The organism is Streptomyces erythrochromogenes, from assembly GCF_036170895.1.
Taxonomy (GTDB): Bacteria; Actinomycetota; Actinomycetes; order Streptomycetales; family Streptomycetaceae; genus Streptomyces; species Streptomyces erythrochromogenes.
Window position 1 is genome coordinate 204,623 of the sequence record NZ_CP108036.1, and the last position, 19,843, is coordinate 224,465.

Below are 19,843 nucleotides of genomic sequence, written 5' to 3' on the forward strand. Positions count from 1 at the left end.
AGCTGTGCAGGATACTGCTGTGGTGCTGTTGACGTGGATTGCTGAGGTGGCGGCCGAGCCCCTGGTCCTGGAGCCGACTGACCGGCGGGTGGAGTGGGAGACCAACACCTGGTCGCTGAGTACGGCGGACGAGGACAGGAGTTCGCTGTCCGTCGCCGCGGTGGTGGCTGCCTTCGAGCAGACTGCTGCTGCCATCCGGGAACGCATTCGCGATCTGGGCTTTCCCGGCGTTGCGACGTTCTACGTGTGGCACGACGAACAGGCCGGGCAGCTTCGGTGCTCGACCGGTTCTGTGGCCCCGGATGCGTTGCCGTTCAGCGGTACCTATGTGGCCTCCGACGACCTCGGTCCGGTCGTCGAGAGCTTTCTGGCCGACAGCGAGCCAGGCTCCATCGCCTGGTCGGATCTGGACGACGTGCAGAGCGTCTCGGTGAAGACCGGAACCGAGCCGGAGATCATGCCGTTCGGTGTCTGGGTCGCCAGTGTCGGGGCCTCACGCTGACTGTTCCTGCCCGTCCACACGGACGAGTCTGCGGTGACAGATGAGGGCTGCGGCTATGCCTACGAAGGCGAGCAAGTGTTCTGCCTTGCGCCCGTAGCGGCGGTGGAGCCGACGGCAGCCGGCGAGCCAGGACACGGTCCTCTCAACAACCCATCGGTGGCGGCCGAGCCGCTGTGAGGACTCGATCCCTTTACCGGCGATGCGACATCGGCAGTCCGTTCCGGTCGGTGAGCAGATGGATCTTTGATCCCAACTTGCCTCGGTCAGTCGGATCCGGTCCTGTCAGAGGCCCCCTTTTGCAGCCCGCATGCTGACGGAGTCGATCGCGCAGCGCGACCAGTCGAGTTCCCCGCGGACGCTGAGTTCGTCGAGGATGACGCGGTGGAGCCGGGCCCAGACCCGGGCCCGGCTCCACTGGGCGAAGCGTCGGTAGACCGTCTGCCAGCTCGGGCCGAACACCGGCGGAAGCTGCCGCCAGGTGCAGCCCGAAGTCGCCACGAAGATGATCGCGGCCAGAGCTTCGCGGTCACCCGCCCGGCGTCGGCCGCCACCCTGCGGACGTATGACCTCGGTCGGCGGTACCACCCGCCGGAACAGCAGCCACAACTCGTCCGGCACCAGCCGCTCAACCAAATCCGTCATGCACAGTTCAACGAACGCACGCGCCATAAGAAACGATGTCTTAACGTGCCGCGTGCTGGCCGTGCTGCGGCGAGCAGCCGCTGCGCGGTGGGGTCGCTGGCTTGGTAACCGTGGCGCCCGCTCCAGGGGGCTGCGGTGGCCGCCGTCGCCGTGGGACTCGACATCGGCATAACGGTGTTCCTCAAGCGTCAATGGCGTTCGAGCTGGAAAACGCGACACCTCAACGTGTGACCCACGAATCCCGAGGCCGAACCTCGCCCCCACCGGGCGGCCGGGGCGAGGTCGTGCATCGGTGTCAGTCGAGCGGCCAGGATCTCCGCCGCCTCAAACGCCTGCCGCCCCTTGCGGAGCCGGCATCGGCGCCTGGCTCGACGGGGACTCCCGCCGGCGTCTGCTCCCGGCCGGCGTACCCGCCGTACTGCTGGAGCAGGTCGGCGGTCAGCCGGGCCTCCAGGTCCTTGATCGGCAGGAGAACCCCCTGCTGCGCCTGGAACCCCTGCTCCGGGTCTCACAACCCAGCTCCACCGCTTGCGCACACGCCGGCGCTGGCTCAGCGAGGACGGGCACGTCGTCGTCGACGTCACCTAACCGTCCCCGGAGGCCGCCCGGCGGGATGACTTGACCGCTACGCGGACCACCTCCTGACCACGGGGCGCGAGCAGCTGCTCAGCCCCTTCCTAGCCGTGTCCCTCGCCGAACTCGTGGGCGGCACGGGCGAGGAGCTGCTGCGGGCGGGGCTGCTCGGCTTGCTAGACACGGTGCGGACCGCTCTGCTGTCCGGCGCCTTGCTGCGCACATGGGGCCACTACGCCGTGACCCGGACCTCTCTTGCGGAGTGCTGGGGCGATACCGGCCCGCTCGGCGGCAACGACCTCAGGTCCCTCGCGGCCGCCGTGGAACACGCGGCCACGCCGGCGAAGCGCCGCCACGGCCTCACCGCGCCCGTCACCGGTCGACGCCGCCCCCGGGGCCGGGGCCGCACAGGAAGCCTAACGACTCTCCGTCCGGCTCGGCGGTCTGCCCCTCGCCCTGCACGCCGCCGGCCGGTACCTCGCCGCGCCCGGCAGCCGATACCGCACCTTCGCCTGCTACGAGGAAGCCCTCGACAGCCACCTGGCCACGCTCCTCGGGGCAGAGGAGCCGGGCGCGGCCGATCCCGAGGCTGTGCGCCGGCTGGTCCGCTACACCTGGGGCACGCGTCCATCCACCTTTGGGCATGCGGGCGGCGTCGACCTCTTCAGGTGACGGCAGTGCAGACATGTGCGATCAACGGGCGACAGGACGTGGGTGTCACCCGCCGACCGGTCAGGGTGTGTGGCCGGACCAGTGCCCGCGGCGCCGTTCACCGGGGCGCAGCTCGTACAGGCTCGGCCGCCGGGTCCCGAACTTCCCGACCTCGGTCATCAGCGCGGCGCCGGTCGGGATCTCGTCCCGGCGCACGCACGGAGGTCGATGTCAGCCCGGGCAGGAGCCGGCGCAGAGGGAGCCGATGGTGTAGGTCCCCGCAAGATTTCCCCTGTTGCCGGCGGTGGTGCTGCCGATCCGATTCGTGTAGTTGACGCTGTGGTAGTAGTGGAACCTGCTATTGGTTCGGTTGTAGACGGACCGGGTGTTCGTGCCGGCTCGCATCCATGAACACTGGGAACGGGTGTCGGTGGAGTTCTGGGACCACTGGCATTTCTGTCCGCCCCCGTCCCTCTCCGAGTAGAAGCAGATCCAGCCGGACGCGCAGTTGTCGTAGCCGCTGATCGAGACGTCGTCGGCCTGGGCCGCGGGCGCGAGTGCAAGCGCTGCACCGACGAGTCCGGTCGTTACGGCCAGGGTGAACTTTGTCCGACGGTTCATTACCCCTCCTTCGACTGAGGCGAGATTGCCGTGGCGGCCTGCACCGTCGAGGCTCGGGCTGCCACCGAGAAGTCTGGTGGGTACACCGATTGAGCGGCTACGGACGAATCAGCCAGTTCGTTGAACTTCGTTCGCCATAAGCCATGTTCGAGGCTCTTCGTGCCATCAGAGCCGGAACCCCCCATGTGAGCGGTTTGTCGTCCACCGATTCTTGAGGGGCCGTTCGTACGAGCCGGATCGGTAGTGCTCCACTTCGCACCGGTGTCAATCGGTGGTTCCACAAACGCGGGGAGAGATGTCAGATGCTCGTGAGCTCGAGGGATGGCCCGTCGAAGGCTACGCCAGCTCGTTGTCGGACGAGAGCACGATCATGGCTGAACCTGAAGGAAGTCTTGCCCGTCGTCCATTCTTGCTCCCATTCTTCAACCTTGTCCCCCGCCGTACGCATGCCGACCGACGGCGGGACGCCCTGTGTCCCCCGTCACCGAGCGCAGAGCGGTCAGGGTGCTTTGTGTAGTTCGATGTTGCTCAGGGCGGTCTGTAGTTACCCACCGTCGGCCTCGGGACGGTGTAGGCACGGCGGGCCAGCGCGGTCCGCTGTGGGTGGCGACTTCCTCGCGGACGACGGCCACCAGTTCAGCGTGCCGGCGCGGTGATCTCCCCTTACGGCAGGCGCGTGGCCGGTACGGCCCTCAGCGCGGCCCCGCCCACGATCTCCTCCCGGAGGAGGAGGCCGGACCGGGACGCAGGTCCCGGACCAGGGGGTGGACGGGACCGGGGTCCTCGTGCCCTTGGGCGATGTGCCCTACCAGGGTGGGTTCCTAGCCTCGGGTCATGCGATCGCACGAAACGGATACCGTTCAAGGAGACCCCGTGACCAGTGTCAGCCCCGCCGCACGCCGCGCCTTGGCCGTAGGTCTCACGCTCGCCGCCTGCCTCATGTCCTCCCCCGTCCTGGCCACGGCCGCCGAGGTCCCCGCCCAGGACAGGGGCGGGACCGGACTGGACCGCTACTACCGCCAGCACCTCGCCTGGGGCAGCTGCATCAAGGGCCCCGACGACACCGCGGGCCGCGATCTGGACCAGGCAGGCGTGCAGTGCGCGGACGTGACCGTGCCCCTGGACTATGCCGACCCCCGGGGGCGCACGCTCACCGTGGCGGTCTCCCGGCTCAAGGCCACCGACGCCCGCCACCGCATCGGCACGATCCTCCTCAACAACGGCGGTCCGGGTGGTCCCGCGCTCCAATCCCCGCCGCAGGCCCGTGCGTCGATGAAGGACGTCGGCGCGCGCTACGACGTCGTCGGCTTCGACCCGCGCTTCATCGGGCGCAGCACCGCGCTGGACTGCGGCTTGCCGGTCGGCATGACCTGGCTGTCCGCCGGCATCGACCGGGCGGGCTTCGACCGCCAGGTCGCCCTGCAGAAGAGCCTGGCCGACAAGTGCCGGGCCGCCGACGCCGCGGTGCTCCCACACATCACCACCCGCAACACTGCCCGCGACATGGACGTCATCCGCGGCACGCTCGGCGAGCGGAAGATCTCCTTCCTGGGCTACTCGTACGGCACCTATCTGGGCACGGTCTACACGCAGATGTTCCCCGGCCGCCACGACCGGATGGTGCTGGACGGGGCGATCAACCCGAGCGACTACCGCCCCCGGCTGCTGAAGGGCACCGAGCGCGAGAACGAGAAGGCGCTGTCCGACTGGGCCGCCTGGGCCGCGGAGCACCACGACGCCTATGGCCTCGGCCGCAGCCGCGCCGAGGTGCTCGCCGCGGTCGACCGCATCGTCGCGGCGGCCGCGCGCGGTCCGCTGACCATCGGCGCCGGCGGCGATGCCTTCCAAATCGACGACAGCCAGGTGCCGCTCCTCCTCTTCTCGGGCATCGCGGACGACACCCCCCCGGCGCGGGCGTCGTTCGGCGAGTTGCTTTCCGTACTTGCCAACGCCGCGGAGGGCCGGCCGACGACGGTGCCACCGATGCTCGTCCCGGAGCTCCGGTACGTGCTGCGCGGTGAGGGCGAGCCCACCGGAGCGCAGTCCGCCGTCATCTGCGGTGACGTGGCCGCCGAGCGCGATCCCGAGCTCTACTGGCGGGACATCGAGCGCAACCGCACCGCGCACCCGCTGTTCGGCGCTCTGACCAACAACATCAACCCGTGCGCCTTCTGGGACTCGCCGCGCGAAGAGCCTACTCGGGTGCGGCGCGATGTCCCTGCACTGATCGTCGCCGCCACCGGTGACCCGCGTACGACCTACAAGGGAAGCGTCGAGCTGCGCAAGCAGCTGCCGAGCTCCAGGCTGGTCACCCTCGAGGGCGCCAACCGGCACGCCCTCTACGGGCGCTACGGCAACGCGTGCGTGGACGACCAGGTCAACAGGTATCTGGCCACCGGCAAGCTACCGGCAAGGGACCGGACCTGCGTCAAGCAGGCGGGGTAGCGGCTCGCGGTTCACGCTCCTCGACCGGGTCCGCACCCGCGAGATCCCGCTGCCCCTCGAGACCGCGGCGGAAGCGACCGCGCTGATCCCTGTCGGGGCCTGCCCTAAGAGCACGTTTTCTACCAGGGCAGGAACCCCGTCACCAGCGCAGACGACCCATCGGCCGCGCTGGTGCCCTACCCGCCGTCGCCGCGTCCCGCCCCGCCCCGCCTCCGAGCCGCATCGCGCCGTGACGGCGACCATACCCGGTCCCTCTCGGCGCAGTCGCCCGCACCTGGCGCTGGCCCCGGACTGGACGATGCCGTCTCGGTCCGTACCCCGCCAGGCCCGGCCGCGTTGCCCGCACGCGCGAGGCTATCTCACGACACAGCAGACGAGTGGAACTCGGTGGGCACGGGCGGACGCAAGGACAACAGGGCCTTTTCGGCATCGCTCGGTCAGATTCGCATCCCGGGCCACCCCGAAAGGCCTCTTCCTTCATGCGCGTACGGCCGGAAGATCACCCGACGGCACACCGTTCGACCCGCAACCATGATCGGTTAGGGCATCCTCGGTTGCCCGCGCCAGGTCATCGACTGTTTCGCAGGCCGCGTCCAGCCGCAACAGGAGGGCCGAGCTGACCGGCAGCAGGTGGACGCCTCCCGCGAGGTCGGCGAGGCGGCGCAGCGGGGAAGCTCCGGCTGCTTCGTAGAAGTACTCCAGGGCTGCGGGCGGCGGCCGGAGAGACCCGGGGCCGGAGGGGGCCGGTGCGCCGGGCGGGGTGTTCAAGAAGGTGAGGGTGGCGTCGGCGAGGCGGCCGACCGGGCGCTGCCGGTGGCTTCCTGCCAGGAGGTTCCGCCGGTGAGGCGGTTCAGGTGCTGGGCGACAGTGTCGGTGCCGTCCTGTTCGCCGAGCTGCTGCATGCGTGCGGCGAGCAGCGGCCACTGGCGCGAGCCGATCAGGAGCCCCCCTCCCGCTCCGGCAGGACCTCCCTGGACCATCGCGACCATCTGGGAGAGCGCGGCCGGACCACGGGCGCGGGAGCGACACGTCGTGCTCGGTGAACAGCCACGCGATGTACGGACGATCCGCCGCGGTCGCGGGGTCGACGCACCCGGGGCCCGTCGGCCGCTCAGGGAAGATCTGCGCGGCGAGCTGTGGCAGTCGTGCTGCACGCCCCGATCCCCGGGTGCTTCTCTCCGTGTCCTGGTCTGGCGAAGGACGTTGCTGTTGCCGGAGCGAGCAGCACCGTGACCCGACCGCTGGGATGCAGGAAGGGTGTGTGCTCCAGCCAGAGGGCGGCGATCGCCCGGAAGGAGGCCGACCCTGATCAGCGGCCTCTCCGTCGCCCTTGGTCGGTCCTTTCGCGGCGGGGTAGCCAAGCGCTGCACACGGGTGGTCTGCAACGACGCGCGCCGGCCGCCCGGAAGGCGGTGTGGCAGGCGGACCGGTCGAGGATCGCGGCCGGAGTCCTGGCGAAGCGGGTGGCCACCGATGCGGAGCACGCGCCCGGGCGGGCGTGGCTCGTCGAGGTGGGGGCCGAGCCGACGGGGGCGTTCGTCAGCCGATGACGTGGTGGGTGCGGGAGGTGCGGGCGCGCAGGCGCTCCCGGGCGGCGATCCAGATCGTGAGGGCGGTCTGCCAGAAGGCCATGATGAGGAAGGCCGAGGAGTCCAGCAGCTCGACCCAGCTGGAGCCCTCGCGTCCGAAGCGGCTGACGGCTCCGGAGACCATCTCCACGAAGACGGGGGCGAGGGCCAGCAGGAAGGTGCCGAGGCTGAAGGTGTAGCCGACCACGATCAGCCAGGAGTACCAGCGGGCGGCCCGGCGGTCGACGGGGTGCCACAGGGATTCGTCCGCCAGCCCCTCGGTGCGCCCGCGCAGTCGCAGGAAGCGGTTGCGCAGCCGGCGTACGGACGTGGTGTGCAGGTCCACGCAGCCGAGCATGGTGGTGATCAGCACGTACACGTCGGTGCGCAGGTAGAGGAAGAACTGCCACAGCACCCGCAGCACGGCGGCGAAGGCCACCGCGAGGCAGACGCTGCTGGCGGTCGTTTCGGCACCGCCGGGGCCGCGGGCGGCGTCGGCGACGGCGATGAGGAGGGAGACGAGGACGACGTCGACGACCATCCCGGCGACGATCGGCAGGTAGCGCTTGCGGCGTTCCACGGCGACGAGCCCGTCCAGGGCCGTTTCGACCACGAGGAAGTAGAAGCGGTGCGACAGCCTGGTCTTGGAGCCGATGCCCAGACGCCGGGCGGCCAGGGCGTGGAAGGCCTCGTGGATGGCGATCAGGGGTACTGCGGCGACCAGCATGACCAGGCTGATGACGGCGTAGTACTCGCTGAACAGCATGTCTTCCGCGGTCGGTACGAGATCCGGGGAGCAGATCATGCGCCAGAGCGCCCAGGCGGTGATCAGCCCGTAGCAGATCCAGGCGGGCGGGGAGAACAGGGCGCGGCCGAGCCGCTGCCAGCGCACCGGGCCCGTCTGCGCGGGCTCCTCGCCCTCCTCGCGGACGAAGCCGAGTTCGCGCAGGGCGCCGATGATGTCGTCGACGTCGACCTGTTCGCCGTACTCGGCGGCGTACCAGTCGGCGGCCTGCGGGGGGTGGCGCCGGCCTCGAGGCGGCGCACGAGGTGGGCGCCGTCGACCGGGAAGATCCCGTAGGAGTCCGTGTCGGGCCGCCCGATGGTGACCTCTTCGCCGTCCTCCAGGAAGACCAGCGGGTGGAACGGCAGGGGTGTGTCTGCCTCGCTGCGGATGCCGTGCTCCGGCATGGGGCCTCCCTCGGCTTGCGGTCCGGACCGGCTGCGGGCGGGGCCTGCCGCCCGGGAGGCGCCGTCGTGCCGGCGGACGGCCCGCGTCGCCTCGAGCGGTCCGGGGCACGACGGCGCCGGGCCCCGGCCGATCAGGTGCCGGGGCTCAACTGATCCTGGATCAGCTGGGGTTGGTGTAGACGTCGCACGCCGAGGAGGTCAGGCGGACCGGACCGGCCTTGCGGACCTGGATCTTCTTCATGGGAATCTCCTTCACATCAGTGGGTGATGCGGACGTGTCCATCCTGGCGAGGGCCGCCATCGTTTCCCCAAATCTCCGCCAGACCCTTCACGGGGCGCGCACGGGGCGGCGGGCCGGGGGCGCGGCGTGGTAGGCACCGGTCGTGAACACCCCCGAGCACCAGCCGGCGCAGCCGGCGCTGTACCGCTCGAGAGAGGGGGCAACGGGTACCGTGACGCCCTCGACCGGGATGGTGACGGCGTCGCCTGCGATCCCTACTTCGGGCGCTGACAGGGATCCCCTGGTACGGGGCCCGGCGCAGCGGCCGCGGGGCCGATGGCGCCAGTGCCGCTGAAGCCGGGGGATCCCGCCCGCACCCACCGGGGCCAAGCGCGCGTCGTCCGCCGCGCCGCACTGGGCGGCATCGGCCCCGGGATCGTGGATGGGCCCGTTCGGCTTTCAGTCGTTTCTGTCGAGGGCTTTCGGGCGGGGCTCGGGCTTCGCGTCGTGAGTTGTCCGTGCGCCGACCGGTGCGGTGCGTGATCCACGGGCAAGGATGCCGGGCCACCAGGTGCGCGGGCCGATGTCGATCACGAGGGCCGGAACCAGCAGGGACCGCACGACGAGGGTGTCGAGGAGGACGCCGAAGGCGACGATGAAGGCGATCTGGACGAGGAACGCCAGCGGGATGACCATGAGCGCGGCGAAGGTCGCGGCGAGCACCACGCCGGCCGAGGTGATGACGCCGCCTGTCGTGGTCAGGCCGCGCAGAACGCCCTCGCGTACGCCGTGGACGAGGGACTCCTCCCGGACACGGGACATGAGGAAGATGTTGTAGTCGACACCGAGCGCCACGAGGAAGACGAAGCCGTAGAGCGGGACGGAAGCGTCCATGCCGCTGAACCCGAGCATGTGCTCGAAGACGAGGGCGGATACGCCCAAGGTGGCCAGGAAGTTCAGGGCGACGGTCGCGACGAGCAGGACCGGGACCAGGAGGGAGCGCAGGAGCAGGACGAGGATGAGCAGGATGATGCCGAGGACGACCGGGACGATGACGGTGCGGTCCCGGGCCGCGGTCTGTTCGGTGTCGTACTGCTGGGCTGTGTGGCCGCCGACGATGGCGTCCGCCTCCGGCACGGCGTGCAGGCGGGTGCGCAGTTCGGCGATGGTCTGCTTGGCGGTGTCACTGTCGGCGGCCGTCTCGAGGGTGGCGTCGATGCGGATGCGGCCGTCGACAGTGAGGGGTTCGCCTTCGCCGGGCCGTCCGGAGACCGTCACGGGTGCCACCGACGCGACACCGTCGGTGGCGCTTGCGAGAGCCTGCACGTCGGCGGCGCCGGCTGCGTCGGCGATGATCACGGCCGGCTGGCCGGATCCGCCGGGGAAGTGCCGGCTGAGCGCCTTCTGTGCGGCGACAGAGGGGGCGTCCTTGACGAAGATCTCGTCCAGGGGGACGCCGCCCGAGGACAGGGCCGGGGAGAACGCGGCCAGGACGAGCATGATCAGGGTCGTCGATGCCCAGACCCGGCGGGGCGACCGGTCGATGACGGCCGCGATGCGGTGCCACACCCTGTGTCCCTCCTCGGTGGCGTCGCCGGGCTTGGGCGTGGCGGGCCAGAATGCGGTCCGGCCGAGCAGGACCAGGACGGCAGGCAGGAAGGTGAGGGTGGCCAGGACGGAGCAAACGATGCCGATGGCACCGACCGGGCCCAGGGCCCGGTTGTTGGTCAGGTCGCTGGCCAGCAGGGCGAGCAGGCCCAGGGCCACGGTGGCGGCGCTGGCGGTGATCGCGCCTGCCGAGCGCTGTACGGCGGCCAGCGCGGCGGCCGTACGGTCGCCCCGCGCGGCGAGTTCCTCCCGGAACCGTGCGGCCAGCAGCAGCGCGTAGTCGGTCGCCGCGCCGATGACCAGGATGGACAGGATCCCCTGTACCTGGCCGTCGACCCGCACGAGGCCGCGGTCGGCCAGCGCGTAGACGACGGCGCAGGCCAGGCCGAGGGCGAACACCGCGCTGATGATGATCACGAGTGGGAGCAGCAGGCTGCGGTAGACGAGCAGCAGGATCAGGAGCACGGCCCCGAGCGCGACGCCGAGCAGAAGGCCGTCGATGCCGGAGAAGGCGCCCGCGAGGTCGGCCTGCGTGGCCGCCGGTCCGGCGATCTGGGCGCTCAGGCCGGGTACGGAGTCTGCTGCCGCGCGTACCTCGGCCAGGGCGGCGGGCAGTTCGTCGCCCAGGTCCGGGGCGAGCGGCACGACCGCCTGCAGGGCCTGGCCGTCGCTCGAGCGCAGGGCGGGTGACGGTTGTCCGGCCACCCCGGCCTCCCCGGCCAGGGAGGCGACGGCATGGGAGGCGTCCTGCTGCTGGGCATCGGTGACGCTGTCGCTGTCGGGCGCCTGCCAGACGATGATCGCGGGCACCGACTCGGATCGTTCGAAGGCCTTGCGTTCCTCCAGCACTCTGGTGGATTCCGCGCTCCGGGGCAGGAAGGCAGCTTGGTCGTTGGTGGCGACCTCGCCGAGCTTTCCGGCGTAGGGGCCGAGGGTGGCGCCGACCCCCAGCCAGGACAGCAGTAGGACCACCGGGACCAGCCACCGGAACCACCGCGATGAACTCCTCATGGACATGCCTTCCATTCACTCAACGATAAAGTATCTCAACCATCGAGAGATCTTATGCTGAGGAGATGCGCAGCGCCGACACACCCCCCGAACTTCCGTCCGACGACCCGATTGGGCTGCAGTCCTTCGCCGTACTGCTGCGTGCGATGAACGCCGAGTTCAATCGGATCGCCCAGGAGTTCGCACACGCCCAGGGACTGCACCTGACGGACGTGCAGGCCCTGATCGCCGTACTGGACGCCGATCGCGACCAGGAGGCCGGCCCCATGACCCCCGGGCGGCTGAGCACCCACATGAACCTCACCTCGGGTGCGACGACGGCCTGCCTGGACCGGCTGGAGAAGGCCGGCCACATCCGAAGGGTCCGGGCTGCCGACGACCGGCGCGTGGTGCACATCCACTACGCCCAGGCCGGCCGCGAGGCCGCACGCGAGTACTTCCGGCCGCTGGCCCGGTCCACCGACGCGGCGCGCGCACAATTCAGCCCGGACGAACTGCACACGATCATCCGGTTCCTGGGCGAAATGAACGACCAGCTCTCACGCGTGCGCCGCTGAGCCCGCGCCTCGATACCACTGCGGCCGGAACCACATGCCCGGCAGGCCGCAAGGTCCACTGCGTGACCAGCCCCATCACGACGGCAGGACCTCGGCACGCGCAGAACACCAGCGCGGCGGATCGATGCGGGCATCTCCCCCGTGCCGGTGGGCGGATTCCAACGAGACGTCCGAGTCGATACCGCCGGCCTCGCCGGCGGCGGCCCGAACCCGCTGCAGCAGCCGTCCCAGGCACCGTTCGCCGGCCCGACCGGCGGCACTCACCACCGGCCCGCGGACCGCCCCCTGGCAGGTCACGCCGGCTCACCCCGGTCCGGACTGTGAACAATCGCGCCGATCACCGGACGGCCGTCCCTCCACCGCCCGCACCGGCCGTTGCCTACCGGCAGCAACGGCCACAACCCTTTCCACTCCGCGTCCGGCAGACCATCGCGTTCACCCCGGACAGCTCCTGGAAGCGAGATCGGTGGGCGGCTACGCGGGTCCGCGTCGAGCAAGTGGGCGAGCAGCGGCACCACGACCATCAGGAGCTTCGCCGTCTCGCAGCCATGTCCAGCTCGCTGTCGGCACCACGAGCCCGGAAAGACTCAGCGGGTCGGGCGCCGGGGGGCGCTCGCCCTCCCTGAACCACGGCCGCTCAGTGCGGTGTCCAGCGTCTCCTGGGCCATGCGCATCGCCTCGGCGTACTTCGGCTCGGACATCCGCTCCCAGGCCCGGTCCGGTGCGACCTCCTCGACCCGGCTCACCACCCACCAGATGTTGCCGAACGGATCCCGCACCCGGCCACCGCGATCCCCCCACGCACTGTCAGCGGCCTCCGTGACCACCTGCGCCCCGTGTGCAACAGCAGCGGCCATGGCGGCGTCCGCGTCCGGGACGTAGACCCGCAGCAGCGAGGGCATCACCGGCCAGTCGGACCGTCGGTCGAAGGCCAGCACCACCGTGTCGCCGACACGGATCTCACCATGGCCGATGCTGCCGTCCTCGACCGGCACCCGCGCGAGTTCCTCACCGTCGAACGCAGCGGTGATGAAGTCGAGCAGCGCACCGGTGTCATCGGTGACCACCCACGGTGCAACGCTGGTGTAACCCTCGGGTGCAGTGTGCCTCATCGGCCTCGTCCTCTCGTGCGACCCCTCGCGATGCGACGACCTTAGGGCCCAATTAGGACAACCGCGGCCCTAGTGCTGTGACCGGGAAGGTTCGCCGGGTTGCTCGTTGTGCTGGTTGGAGATGGTTCTCCAACCAGTGTGGGAAGGCAGGCATGGCAAAACCGGTCCGGGGCGGCCTTTGACGCCAAGCTCGCCCGGATCGAGTACGCGATCAACGAACGGCCGGACCGCACCGGCGCCGCAAGGGCATCGACCACACCTGGGCCGCCCTGAGAACGATCCGGGCAGCCCGCCCGGACGGCGCCCCCATCTCAGTGATCCTCGACAACCCCTCCGCCCACCTCAACTGGAGAATCGCAGGTGGGCAGCCCGGAACAAGGTCGAGCTGTGGTTCACCCCGACCCACGCCTCCTGGGCCAACCCCATCGAGGCCCACTTCGGACCCTTGCGGCAGTTCACCCTGGGCAACTCGAACCAACCACACCGTCCAGACCCGGGCCCTGCACGCCTACCTCCGCTGGCGCAACCAGAACACCCGAAACCCCGACGTCCTCACCGCCCAACGACGCGAACGCGCCCGCATCCGCAGCGAAAGAGGCCTCCGCTGGGGCGCCAGACCCCTACCCACCGCGGCCTGACCACCCAACCCTGCCAACCTTCCCGGTCACAGCACTAGCCGACGTTCGGGTTGGCCGGCTGTTCTGAGCCCGCCGTCACCCGGCGGCCCTTACCGCGCTTGACGAGGACCACTGTCTTCATGGTGACCCCCGGGTAGTTCGGGGTGTAGTACGCGCCCGTCCAGTAGTCGTGGAAGGAGGCCACCGTGCCGATCGTGTACGTCATCGGGTTCGCGGACGTCTGGCCGCTTCCGGCGAAGGCCTCCATCGTCACCGTGTCCTGGCCGTCCATGCCCACCACCGCTGCGGCGTGGTACTGCGACATGATCTGCTCCCCGGGGTTCATGGCGAGCATCAGGTAGGACTGTCCCACCACCGGGCTGGCGTCGCGGTCCGTCGCCCCCTGGAAGTCGCCTGCGCGGTCGCGGTTCTGCTCATCCGACATGCCGAAGGCCTTGAGCCCGGCGCTCGTACGGACGTTGCTGTTCGCGCCGTCGGCCAGCTCTCCGACGGCGTTGTGCATGATCTCCTCCGCCGTGTGGAGGCAGTCGTCCAGGATGTTCCGCGCCAGCTCGTGCTCCTGGTACAGCTCCGTGCCCCCGAGGAGGGCCTGCTGCGCCGTGCTCGTCGGGCGCAGGGCCGGGGAGTAGGACCCCGCGGGCGCGCTGACGCGGATCCAGATCGACGTGGCGTCACCGCTCGGGACGGCGAAGACGCCGTTCGCTGAGACCGTCATGTGCTGCTGGTTCGGGCCGGCCTGTGCCGCCCAGCGCTGGACCGACTCCTGGGCCGCCCCCTGGTCGGCCCGGCCCGCCCCCTGTGCGTGCTGCTCGGTCCTCGGCGCCGCCCCGCTCATGGCGCGGCGCGCGTTGCTCTCCGCCTCCCGCTCGAAGCGGTCGGAGGGGTCGGAGACCCGCAGGCCCGCTCCGTTGTCCGTACCCGCCACGGGGCCCTGGCGCTGCTGGATCACGTGGGTGAGTTCGTGGGCGAGCGTGAGCTTGTCGGCGCCGCCCTCCCCGATCACCACGTGGTTCCCACTGGTGTACGCCCGAGCGCCCACCTCGGCCGCCGACGCCTTCGCCGCGCTGTCGTCGTGGATGCGGACGTCGGAGAAGTCGGCGCCCAGCCGGCTCTCCATGTCCGCACGCGTGCTGCCGTCCAGCGGCCTGCCGCCGGCCCGCACCACGTCGTGGACGGCCGAGCGCTGGACCGGCGCTTCCTCCGCCTCGTGGCCGCACCCCGCCCCGTGCCGGTGCGGCTGCTGCTTCAGACGCTGGACGACCACCGCGTTCCCCACCGTCGCCTGCAGCCCGAGGAGCCCGGAGGCCTGTGCGGGTGGTGCGGTGACCGGCCTGCGGACCGTCGACCGGGAGTCCTCGGTGGCGTTCGACCTGACCTTCGCGTGGTTCTGCACTGGCGTTTCCTTCGTCGGAGATCCGGAGCCGTACGTGATGCCTGTGTCCTGCGTACGTCTCGCGTACGTCCTTGTCCTGGATACGCCGGGCGACCCCGCGGACGCCAGGTACCCGAGGGCAGACTCGACCGGTCGTGAGGGCAGTCTCAGTTCCTCCTGAAGAACTCGACTTCCGCCAGCGCCACATGACGGCCCGGGGTGAGCCCCGCCGCCTCGGGATCACCAGCCGCACCGACACCACGTCGCTGTACCCCGTCTGGATCGTCTGCGGGCCCGGCTTGTCTGGGAGGGTAGGGGGCGTCATGTCAGGTACGAGCGGTAGCAGGGTCTGGGCACTGATCGGGGCCTCGCTCGTCGCCGTCGGCCTGCTGATCGGGCTGGCGATAGCCTCCGGGAACTCCCCACTCATCGACCATGCCGAACGGGAGCCTCCCGTCACCCGACGCCACCGTGACGGCCGTCAAGCCGGGCGACTACCCACCGCCCAACCACATCTGCGAACAACTCGACTTCAAGGAGTTCTCGGATGTGTTCCAGCTCCAAGGTGCACGCGACGGATACAACACCGGCCTCGAACCGGAGCGGGTCTCCGGCTCCATGTGCGAGCAGTCGATCTCCCGCGGTGGCACGGACCTGGTGAAGGTCAGCTTTCACTGCAGCGCCGGGAGAGACGCCGACACGGCCGTCAAGGAGTTCGACCTCAACATGAAGGTCCTCTACGAGGCCCGGGAGACGGCCACCGGCCCGGGGGGCCAGGCATTCCGGTACCGCAACGCGGACAGTCCCACCATCGGATTGAAAGTCCGAGCCGGCAATCTCGAGTGCCAGGTCGAGGCCGAGCCCAGCGCGCTTCTGACCGAGGCCGAGATCGACAACTCCTTCACCCGGATGACCCGGCTCCTCCAGACACTGATCCCCAAGCTGGGCCCGCTGAAGGCCCAACCCTGAGCGGTGCCGTCGACAGCGGCCTCCGCGCTCGGGGCCTGGTCGGCGGCGACGGCGTGACAGAGCCCCGACCAGGTGATTACGGGCCCGGCCGGGGCTCTGCGTGCGTGGGGTACCGCTTGCGCTCAGACGTCCTCGTCGCGGAGCAGGTCCTGCTCTCGGCGCCGCTCCGTCTCCTCGGGGCGCTGGCCGTCGGGGGCGCCTCGATGCCGGCCCGTGCGGGCCACGGCAGCGCAACGGACGCGGGTTTTGCCCGCCGGCTGGTGCCGGTTGACGAGCCCGCGCCGTCGCTCATCGCGGACCGACCGCCGAGCGGCCGCGGGACTCAGATCATGTTCTTGTAGATGTTCCAGCCGGTGCCGAACTTCACGCGGGCGGCGAAGGTCGCGGTGCCGGCGTTGCCCGTTGAGGTGTACAGGTACATGACGCCGTTCGGGAGGCGGGCGAGCACGTCGCCCTTGCTGTCGCCGTCGATGTCACCCGGCACGACCAGCATGTCGTACACGTTCCAGCCGGTGGCGACCTGCTCCGGGGCGGCGAACGGCGCGGTGGACGTCCCCGTGCCCTTGTAGAGGAACAGCCGGCCGGAGGTGTCCCGGGCGAGCAGGTCGGGCCGCCCGTCGCCGGAGTAGTCGCCGGCGCCGACGAGCGCGTTGTATGCGTTCCAGCCGCTGCTCACCTTGATGCGTGTGCCGAGCTTGGTGTACAAGGCCCCGTCGCCGGGGTGCAGCCACAGAACGCCGGCGGAGTCGCGGCTGAGCAGGTCGCCCTTGCCGTCGCCGGTGAGGTCACCGGGGCCGACCATGAGCGTGTAGTTCCACGTCGTGCTGACCTTCTGACCGCGGATGTACAGGTCGCTGCCGATGTTCTGCACGTAGCTGGCGTGGTTGTGGCTGTTGAGCCCGGTGGCGTACGTGTTGCGGGACCCGGGCGTCTCGGTGCCGGCGTTGGTCGGCGGAGACAGGTAGTCGCCGTTGGCCAGGGCGTAGTACTTGGCCAGGGTGTTGTTGGTCTGCGTCATGAGGTTCTGCGCCTTGCCGTAGAGCTGCGTGGTGCCGGCGCCGACCATGAACTTGTTGCGTTCCCACCCGCTGCCGTAGTACGTGGGTGCGGCGAACTTGCCTCCACCGATCGACTTGTAGAAGTACTGCAAGCCGTCACGGTTGCGCGCGACCAGGTCGCTCAGGCCGTCGCCGTCGACGTCGTCCGGCCCGCTGATGACGTTGTACGTGTTCCAGCCGGTGCCGACCTTGACGCGGACCTTGAGCGGGGCGGTGGCGCTGCCGGCTCCCTTGTGGAACCACAGCTCGCCGGTCAGCGTGCGGGTGAGGACGTCGCCGAGGCCGTCGCCGTCGACGTCGCTGGCGCCGACGATCTGGTCGTAGATCCCCCAGCCGGAGCCGACCTTGACCCGCGAGTTGAAGGGCTTGCTGACCGCTCCGGTGCCAGGGTGGAGCCACAGGTCGCCAGCGTGGTCGCGGGCCAGCAGGTCGGGGTGGTGGTCTCCGGTGATGTCGCCAGTGGCCACGAGGCGGTTGTACTTCTGCCAGCCGCCGCCGGACCACAGGGGCGCCGAAGTGGACTTCAGGCCGGCCTCGTAGAGCGTGAGGACGCCGTCGAAGGAGAGGGTGAGCAGCTCGGGCTTGGCCGTGCCGCCCACATCGCCCACCGGCAGCAGGTCCTTGAACGAGGCCTCGGGGTCGGTCTTGTAGATCGTGTAGTCGCTCCAGGCCGAGATCGACGACAGGTAGACGCCCGTGCTCTGGTCGTACTCCATCACGATCATGTCGCTGAGCCCGTCGCCGTCGACGTCGTGCCGCGGCTTGGCGGCGGCCAGCCGCGCCGGCTCCGTGGTGCGGCCGGGCAGGACGACGCTCGGATACTGGCGGTCGCTGCGCGGTGCGGGCCCGGAGGCCGACTCCGGTTCCGGGCCGGCCGCGGGCAGTGCGCTGGCGGAGCCGGGTATGCGGTGCTGCTCGGCTGCGCTGCTCGGAGCGGTGACCAGGGCGCCGACGGCCAAGGCGAGTACGCCGGCAGCCAGGGCTCGTAATCGTCCGCGGTGCGATGAAGTCAAGATCCCCCCTGAGGATCGAGCCGGGCCCCCGCCCGGACACGTCTTGCTGTGTGCTCGGAGACACGCATCCATGCGTGAACGGTTCCCTATTCCCGTCCGTGCGCCCCGGTCGCGGAGGGGGCCCACCCACAGCCGGGCCGACGACGTCAGGACCGCTCGTCCTCGGCCATCAGAAGGTGCAGGCTCAGAGAGTGCTTCTCCGGCGGCAAGTATCCAGCGCGGCGCGGGCGTGCGCGGTGCCGGGAGCTCCCCGGCGGCCGCGTCCTGAGCGGATTACGAGAAGGAGCACCTGGTGCGTACCGGCTGGCGGCGGATCCTCTGCTGGGTCATGGGTGTGACAGCGCTGTTCCTGGCATTGATGGCCGCTTTCCGGATGGAGCTGGGCGAGGACGGTGAGGACCCTCTCGCGATCGCTGATGTGGCGGGGGTCTGGCAAGGCCGATTGACGGTCCGGGCGGACGGTTCCGCAGACCTGGACGGGGTCACACGGCCCGGACCGGACTGCGGGCAATCCACCGACGGGGCAGGTCGTTCCTACACCGGACCGGCGGCACGGGCCTTCGACACCTACCCCGACGAGAGGCCGGGGATCAGGTTCGACCACCACGGGCCCGCTACCGCAAAGCCATTCAGGATCTACTTGGCGGTCTCCCTCCCGAAGGACGGCACGAAGGGAATCCTCCCCCAAGACCCACCCGGCGTGCGATACACACGCTCGGCCGGCCGGCCGGCAGAACTGAGCCAAGCCATCAACTTGCACCAGATCCCGTACGACATGGTGACGGCCGACATCTGTGCTTCAGGCCAAGCGGTGCGCCGAGTCATCGTCGGTGCGTACCGCTGGATGACGCGGGAACCAGAGCAGCCTGGGCTCGCGTCCATGGACGAGGGCGTCGATCGCCTCAGCAGCGTGGCTCGCATCGCCGTCGCGCATGCCATGCGGAGTTCGCCCCGTGCCGGGCATAGTGGCTCGTGCTGCGTCGCCAGCGACGGGACCGGGGCACAGGGCCGGGAGTCGACCTGGGTGCCGGGCGGGGTAGTCAGAAGGTGAACGTCGCATCCACGAGGCGGCCCGCGAAGGTCGTACCTGTGGCCGGTGGCATGGAGGCCGAGGAGGGGTGCCAGCCGTCGGTTGGGGCGACAGGCGCCGAACGAACGCTCTGAGCGCCCGACTGCTTGGTCAGGCGCAGCCCGGGGAGTTGGATGACCGGGGCCGCCCGGGTTCCGCCGGCGATGTACGCAAGAATCGCCGAGTCGTCGGGAAGGCACGTGGCCGTGTCCTCGCGGTTGAGCCAGATAGGGACCGGCTCCGAGGTCTGTGGGTGGTCGAAAGCCCATTCGCCCCGCTCGGTGCAGGTTCCGATCCGCAGGGTGTACCGCCCGCCCTGTTCCAGCCCGTGCGGCTCGGTCAGGGAAAGGGACGCGGAGCCCTGGGGGCTGGCCCAGACTCCTGGATAGTCCGTGTACGGTCCGGAACAGGAAGTGGCCGCCGTCACGAGAGCGACCACGGCTGCGGCGGCTGCAGCCCGGGCGGCGGCGGGTGAACGCTGTTCCTCGTTCCGGACGGCTATGAGCGTGGCCGTGCAGGAGACGATCATCACGACGGCGCAGGAGACAAGCCAGGGGCCCGTGCCCGCCGCGGCCAGCACGATCAGGAACGCGGGTGCAAGAACGACCGAGGCCCCCGCCCAACAGGCCGCCCGGGTGTTGCGCGGCCGCCGCGGCAACTGCACCGCGACCACGAACGGCAGACAGGCCAGGACCGTGCCGAGCAGCGCTACGCACACAGGCGTGAACATCCCGCCGAATTCGGGCACCAACACAGTGCTGTCGGCCCAGGCGAACGTCACCACAAAACCCGCGACTATCACCACGGACGCCGACCACGACACAGCGTCGAACCGGTGACCCGGTGTTCCTTCTCCCCCTGCTAACGGCCCAGCCGCCCAACAGCAACACGTCCGAGCAGCCCGAGGACCCGGCCGACCACCGGAGTTTGGAAAACGGCCTCCATCCCCGCCGAAACACGCCCCGGTCACTGTCACCCTGAAGCGTCGGTTGTGTGGTGGATGTGTGCGCCTGGTGCAGGACA

General features: G+C 70.1%; 15 protein-coding genes and 2 pseudogenes. 7 read left to right on the forward strand and 10 right to left on the reverse strand.

Annotated elements, in window-relative coordinates; translation table 11 throughout:
• Positions 1–19: 19 nt before the first annotated feature.
• The gene (locus OHA91_RS00965) at positions 20–502 is read left to right on the forward strand and encodes a hypothetical protein (protein WP_328738306.1); all 483 of its coding nucleotides are present in this window, start codon (positions 20–22) and stop codon (positions 500–502) included.
• Here OHA91_RS00965 and OHA91_RS00970 read toward each other — a convergent pair.
• The 3 genes and pseudogenes from OHA91_RS00970 to OHA91_RS00980 form a co-directional block, all read right to left on the reverse strand.
• Positions 494–1,144: pseudogene (locus OHA91_RS00970) on the reverse strand (IS5 family transposase). The gene OHA91_RS00965 and the pseudogene OHA91_RS00970 overlap by 9 nt on opposite strands.
• A 1,305-nt stretch (positions 1,145–2,449) precedes the next feature.
• Positions 2,450–2,584, reverse strand: a complete 135-nt coding sequence (locus tag OHA91_RS00975) for a hypothetical protein (RefSeq protein ID WP_328738307.1) — start codon at positions 2,582–2,584, stop codon at positions 2,450–2,452.
• Between the two features lie 15 nt (positions 2,585–2,599).
• Positions 2,600–2,989 (reverse strand): peptidase inhibitor family I36 protein, encoded by a 390-nt coding sequence (locus tag OHA91_RS00980; protein ID WP_266496653.1) that lies wholly within the window; start codon positions 2,987–2,989, stop codon positions 2,600–2,602.
• An 873-nt stretch (positions 2,990–3,862) separates the two neighbouring features.
• On the opposite strand from OHA91_RS00980, the gene OHA91_RS00985 reads away from it, so the two are divergent.
• Positions 3,863–5,434, forward strand: coding sequence for an alpha/beta hydrolase (locus tag OHA91_RS00985; RefSeq protein ID WP_328738308.1), 1,572 nt, complete (start codon positions 3,863–3,865; stop codon positions 5,432–5,434).
• 764 nt (positions 5,435–6,198) lie between these two features.
• Here OHA91_RS00985 and OHA91_RS00990 read toward each other — a convergent pair.
• Together OHA91_RS00990 and OHA91_RS00995 are read right to left on the reverse strand one after the other, a co-directional pair.
• A complete protein-coding gene (locus OHA91_RS00990) occupies positions 6,199–6,423 on the reverse strand; it encodes a hypothetical protein (RefSeq protein ID WP_328738309.1) in 225 nt (74 codons plus the stop codon).
• Between the two features lie 550 nt (positions 6,424–6,973).
• Positions 6,974–7,894 carry a hypothetical protein gene (locus OHA91_RS00995; RefSeq protein WP_328738310.1) on the reverse strand — a complete coding sequence of 307 codons (921 nt, stop codon included), beginning with the start codon at positions 7,892–7,894 and terminating at the stop codon, positions 6,974–6,976.
• Between the two features lie 666 nt (positions 7,895–8,560).
• Here OHA91_RS00995 and OHA91_RS01000 point away from each other — a divergent pair.
• Positions 8,561–8,704 carry an excalibur calcium-binding domain-containing protein gene (locus OHA91_RS01000; RefSeq protein WP_328738311.1) on the forward strand — a complete coding sequence of 48 codons (144 nt, stop codon included), beginning with the start codon at positions 8,561–8,563 and terminating at the stop codon, positions 8,702–8,704.
• A gap of 168 nt (positions 8,705–8,872) precedes the next feature.
• On the opposite strand, the gene OHA91_RS01005 is transcribed toward OHA91_RS01000, so the two are convergent.
• A complete protein-coding gene (locus OHA91_RS01005) occupies positions 8,873–11,032 on the reverse strand; it encodes an MMPL family transporter (protein WP_328738312.1) in 2,160 nt (719 codons plus the stop codon).
• Positions 11,033–11,097: 65 nt separating this feature from the next.
• On the opposite strand from OHA91_RS01005, the gene OHA91_RS01010 reads away from it, so the two are divergent.
• Entirely contained in the window at positions 11,098–11,589 is a 492-nt protein-coding gene (locus tag OHA91_RS01010) for a MarR family winged helix-turn-helix transcriptional regulator (RefSeq protein WP_328738313.1), read from the forward strand.
• Positions 11,590–12,176: 587 nt separating this feature from the next.
• On the opposite strand, the gene OHA91_RS01015 is transcribed toward OHA91_RS01010, so the two are convergent.
• A complete protein-coding gene (locus tag OHA91_RS01015) occupies positions 12,177–12,701 on the reverse strand; it encodes a VOC family protein (protein WP_266496637.1) in 525 nt (174 codons plus the stop codon).
• 224 nt (positions 12,702–12,925) lie between these two features.
• On the opposite strand from OHA91_RS01015, the pseudogene OHA91_RS01020 reads away from it, so the two are divergent.
• Positions 12,926–13,339: pseudogene (locus OHA91_RS01020) on the forward strand (transposase); the annotation flags it as partial.
• A gap of 34 nt (positions 13,340–13,373) precedes the next feature.
• On the opposite strand, the gene OHA91_RS01025 reads toward OHA91_RS01020, so the two are convergent.
• Positions 13,374–14,732 carry an eCIS core domain-containing protein gene (locus OHA91_RS01025; RefSeq protein WP_328738314.1) on the reverse strand — a complete coding sequence of 453 codons (1,359 nt, stop codon included), beginning with the start codon at positions 14,730–14,732 and terminating at the stop codon, positions 13,374–13,376.
• Positions 14,733–15,146: 414 nt separating this feature from the next.
• On the opposite strand from OHA91_RS01025, the gene OHA91_RS01030 reads away from it, so the two are divergent.
• Positions 15,147–15,680, forward strand: coding sequence for a hypothetical protein (locus OHA91_RS01030; protein ID WP_328738315.1), 534 nt, complete (start codon positions 15,147–15,149; stop codon positions 15,678–15,680).
• A 322-nt stretch (positions 15,681–16,002) separates the two neighbouring features.
• On the opposite strand, the gene OHA91_RS01035 is transcribed toward OHA91_RS01030, so the two are convergent.
• Complete coding sequence (locus tag OHA91_RS01035; protein ID WP_328738316.1) at positions 16,003–17,697, reverse strand: FG-GAP repeat domain-containing protein; 1,695 nt, start codon at positions 17,695–17,697, stop codon at positions 16,003–16,005.
• A gap of 346 nt (positions 17,698–18,043) precedes the next feature.
• Between OHA91_RS01035 and OHA91_RS01040 the strand changes: the two genes are divergently transcribed.
• On the forward strand, positions 18,044–18,802 hold the full coding sequence (locus OHA91_RS01040; RefSeq protein ID WP_328738317.1) for a hypothetical protein: 759 nt from the start codon (positions 18,044–18,046) through the stop codon (positions 18,800–18,802).
• Here OHA91_RS01040 and OHA91_RS01045 read toward each other — a convergent pair.
• The gene (locus OHA91_RS01045) at positions 18,792–19,550 is read right to left on the reverse strand and encodes a hypothetical protein (protein WP_266496625.1); all 759 of its coding nucleotides are present in this window, start codon (positions 19,548–19,550) and stop codon (positions 18,792–18,794) included. The genes OHA91_RS01040 and OHA91_RS01045 overlap by 11 nt on opposite strands.
• Positions 19,551–19,843 lie beyond the last annotated feature (293 nt).

What these genes read in the sequence shown, in the direction of transcription:
- OHA91_RS00980 (WP_266496653.1), bottom strand. Translation starts at nt 2,989, where the DNA reads ATGAACCGTCGGACAAAGTTCACCCTGGCCGTAACGACCGGACTCGTC.
- OHA91_RS01030 (WP_328738315.1), top strand. Translation starts at nt 15,147, where the DNA reads ATGCCGAACGGGAGCCTCCCGTCACCCGACGCCACCGTGACGGCCGTC.
- OHA91_RS00990 (WP_328738309.1), bottom strand. Translation starts at nt 6,423, where the DNA reads ATGGTCGCGATGGTCCAGGGAGGTCCTGCCGGAGCGGGAGGGGGGCTC.
- OHA91_RS01005 (WP_328738312.1), bottom strand. Translation starts at nt 11,032, where the DNA reads ATGAGGAGTTCATCGCGGTGGTTCCGGTGGCTGGTCCCGGTGGTCCTA.
- OHA91_RS01010 (WP_328738313.1), top strand. Translation starts at nt 11,098, where the DNA reads ATGCGCAGCGCCGACACACCCCCCGAACTTCCGTCCGACGACCCGATT.
- OHA91_RS01015 (WP_266496637.1), bottom strand. Translation starts at nt 12,701, where the DNA reads ATGAGGCACACTGCACCCGAGGGTTACACCAGCGTTGCACCGTGGGTG.
- OHA91_RS01045 (WP_266496625.1), bottom strand. Translation starts at nt 19,550, where the DNA reads ATGTTCACGCCTGTGTGCGTAGCGCTGCTCGGCACGGTCCTGGCCTGT.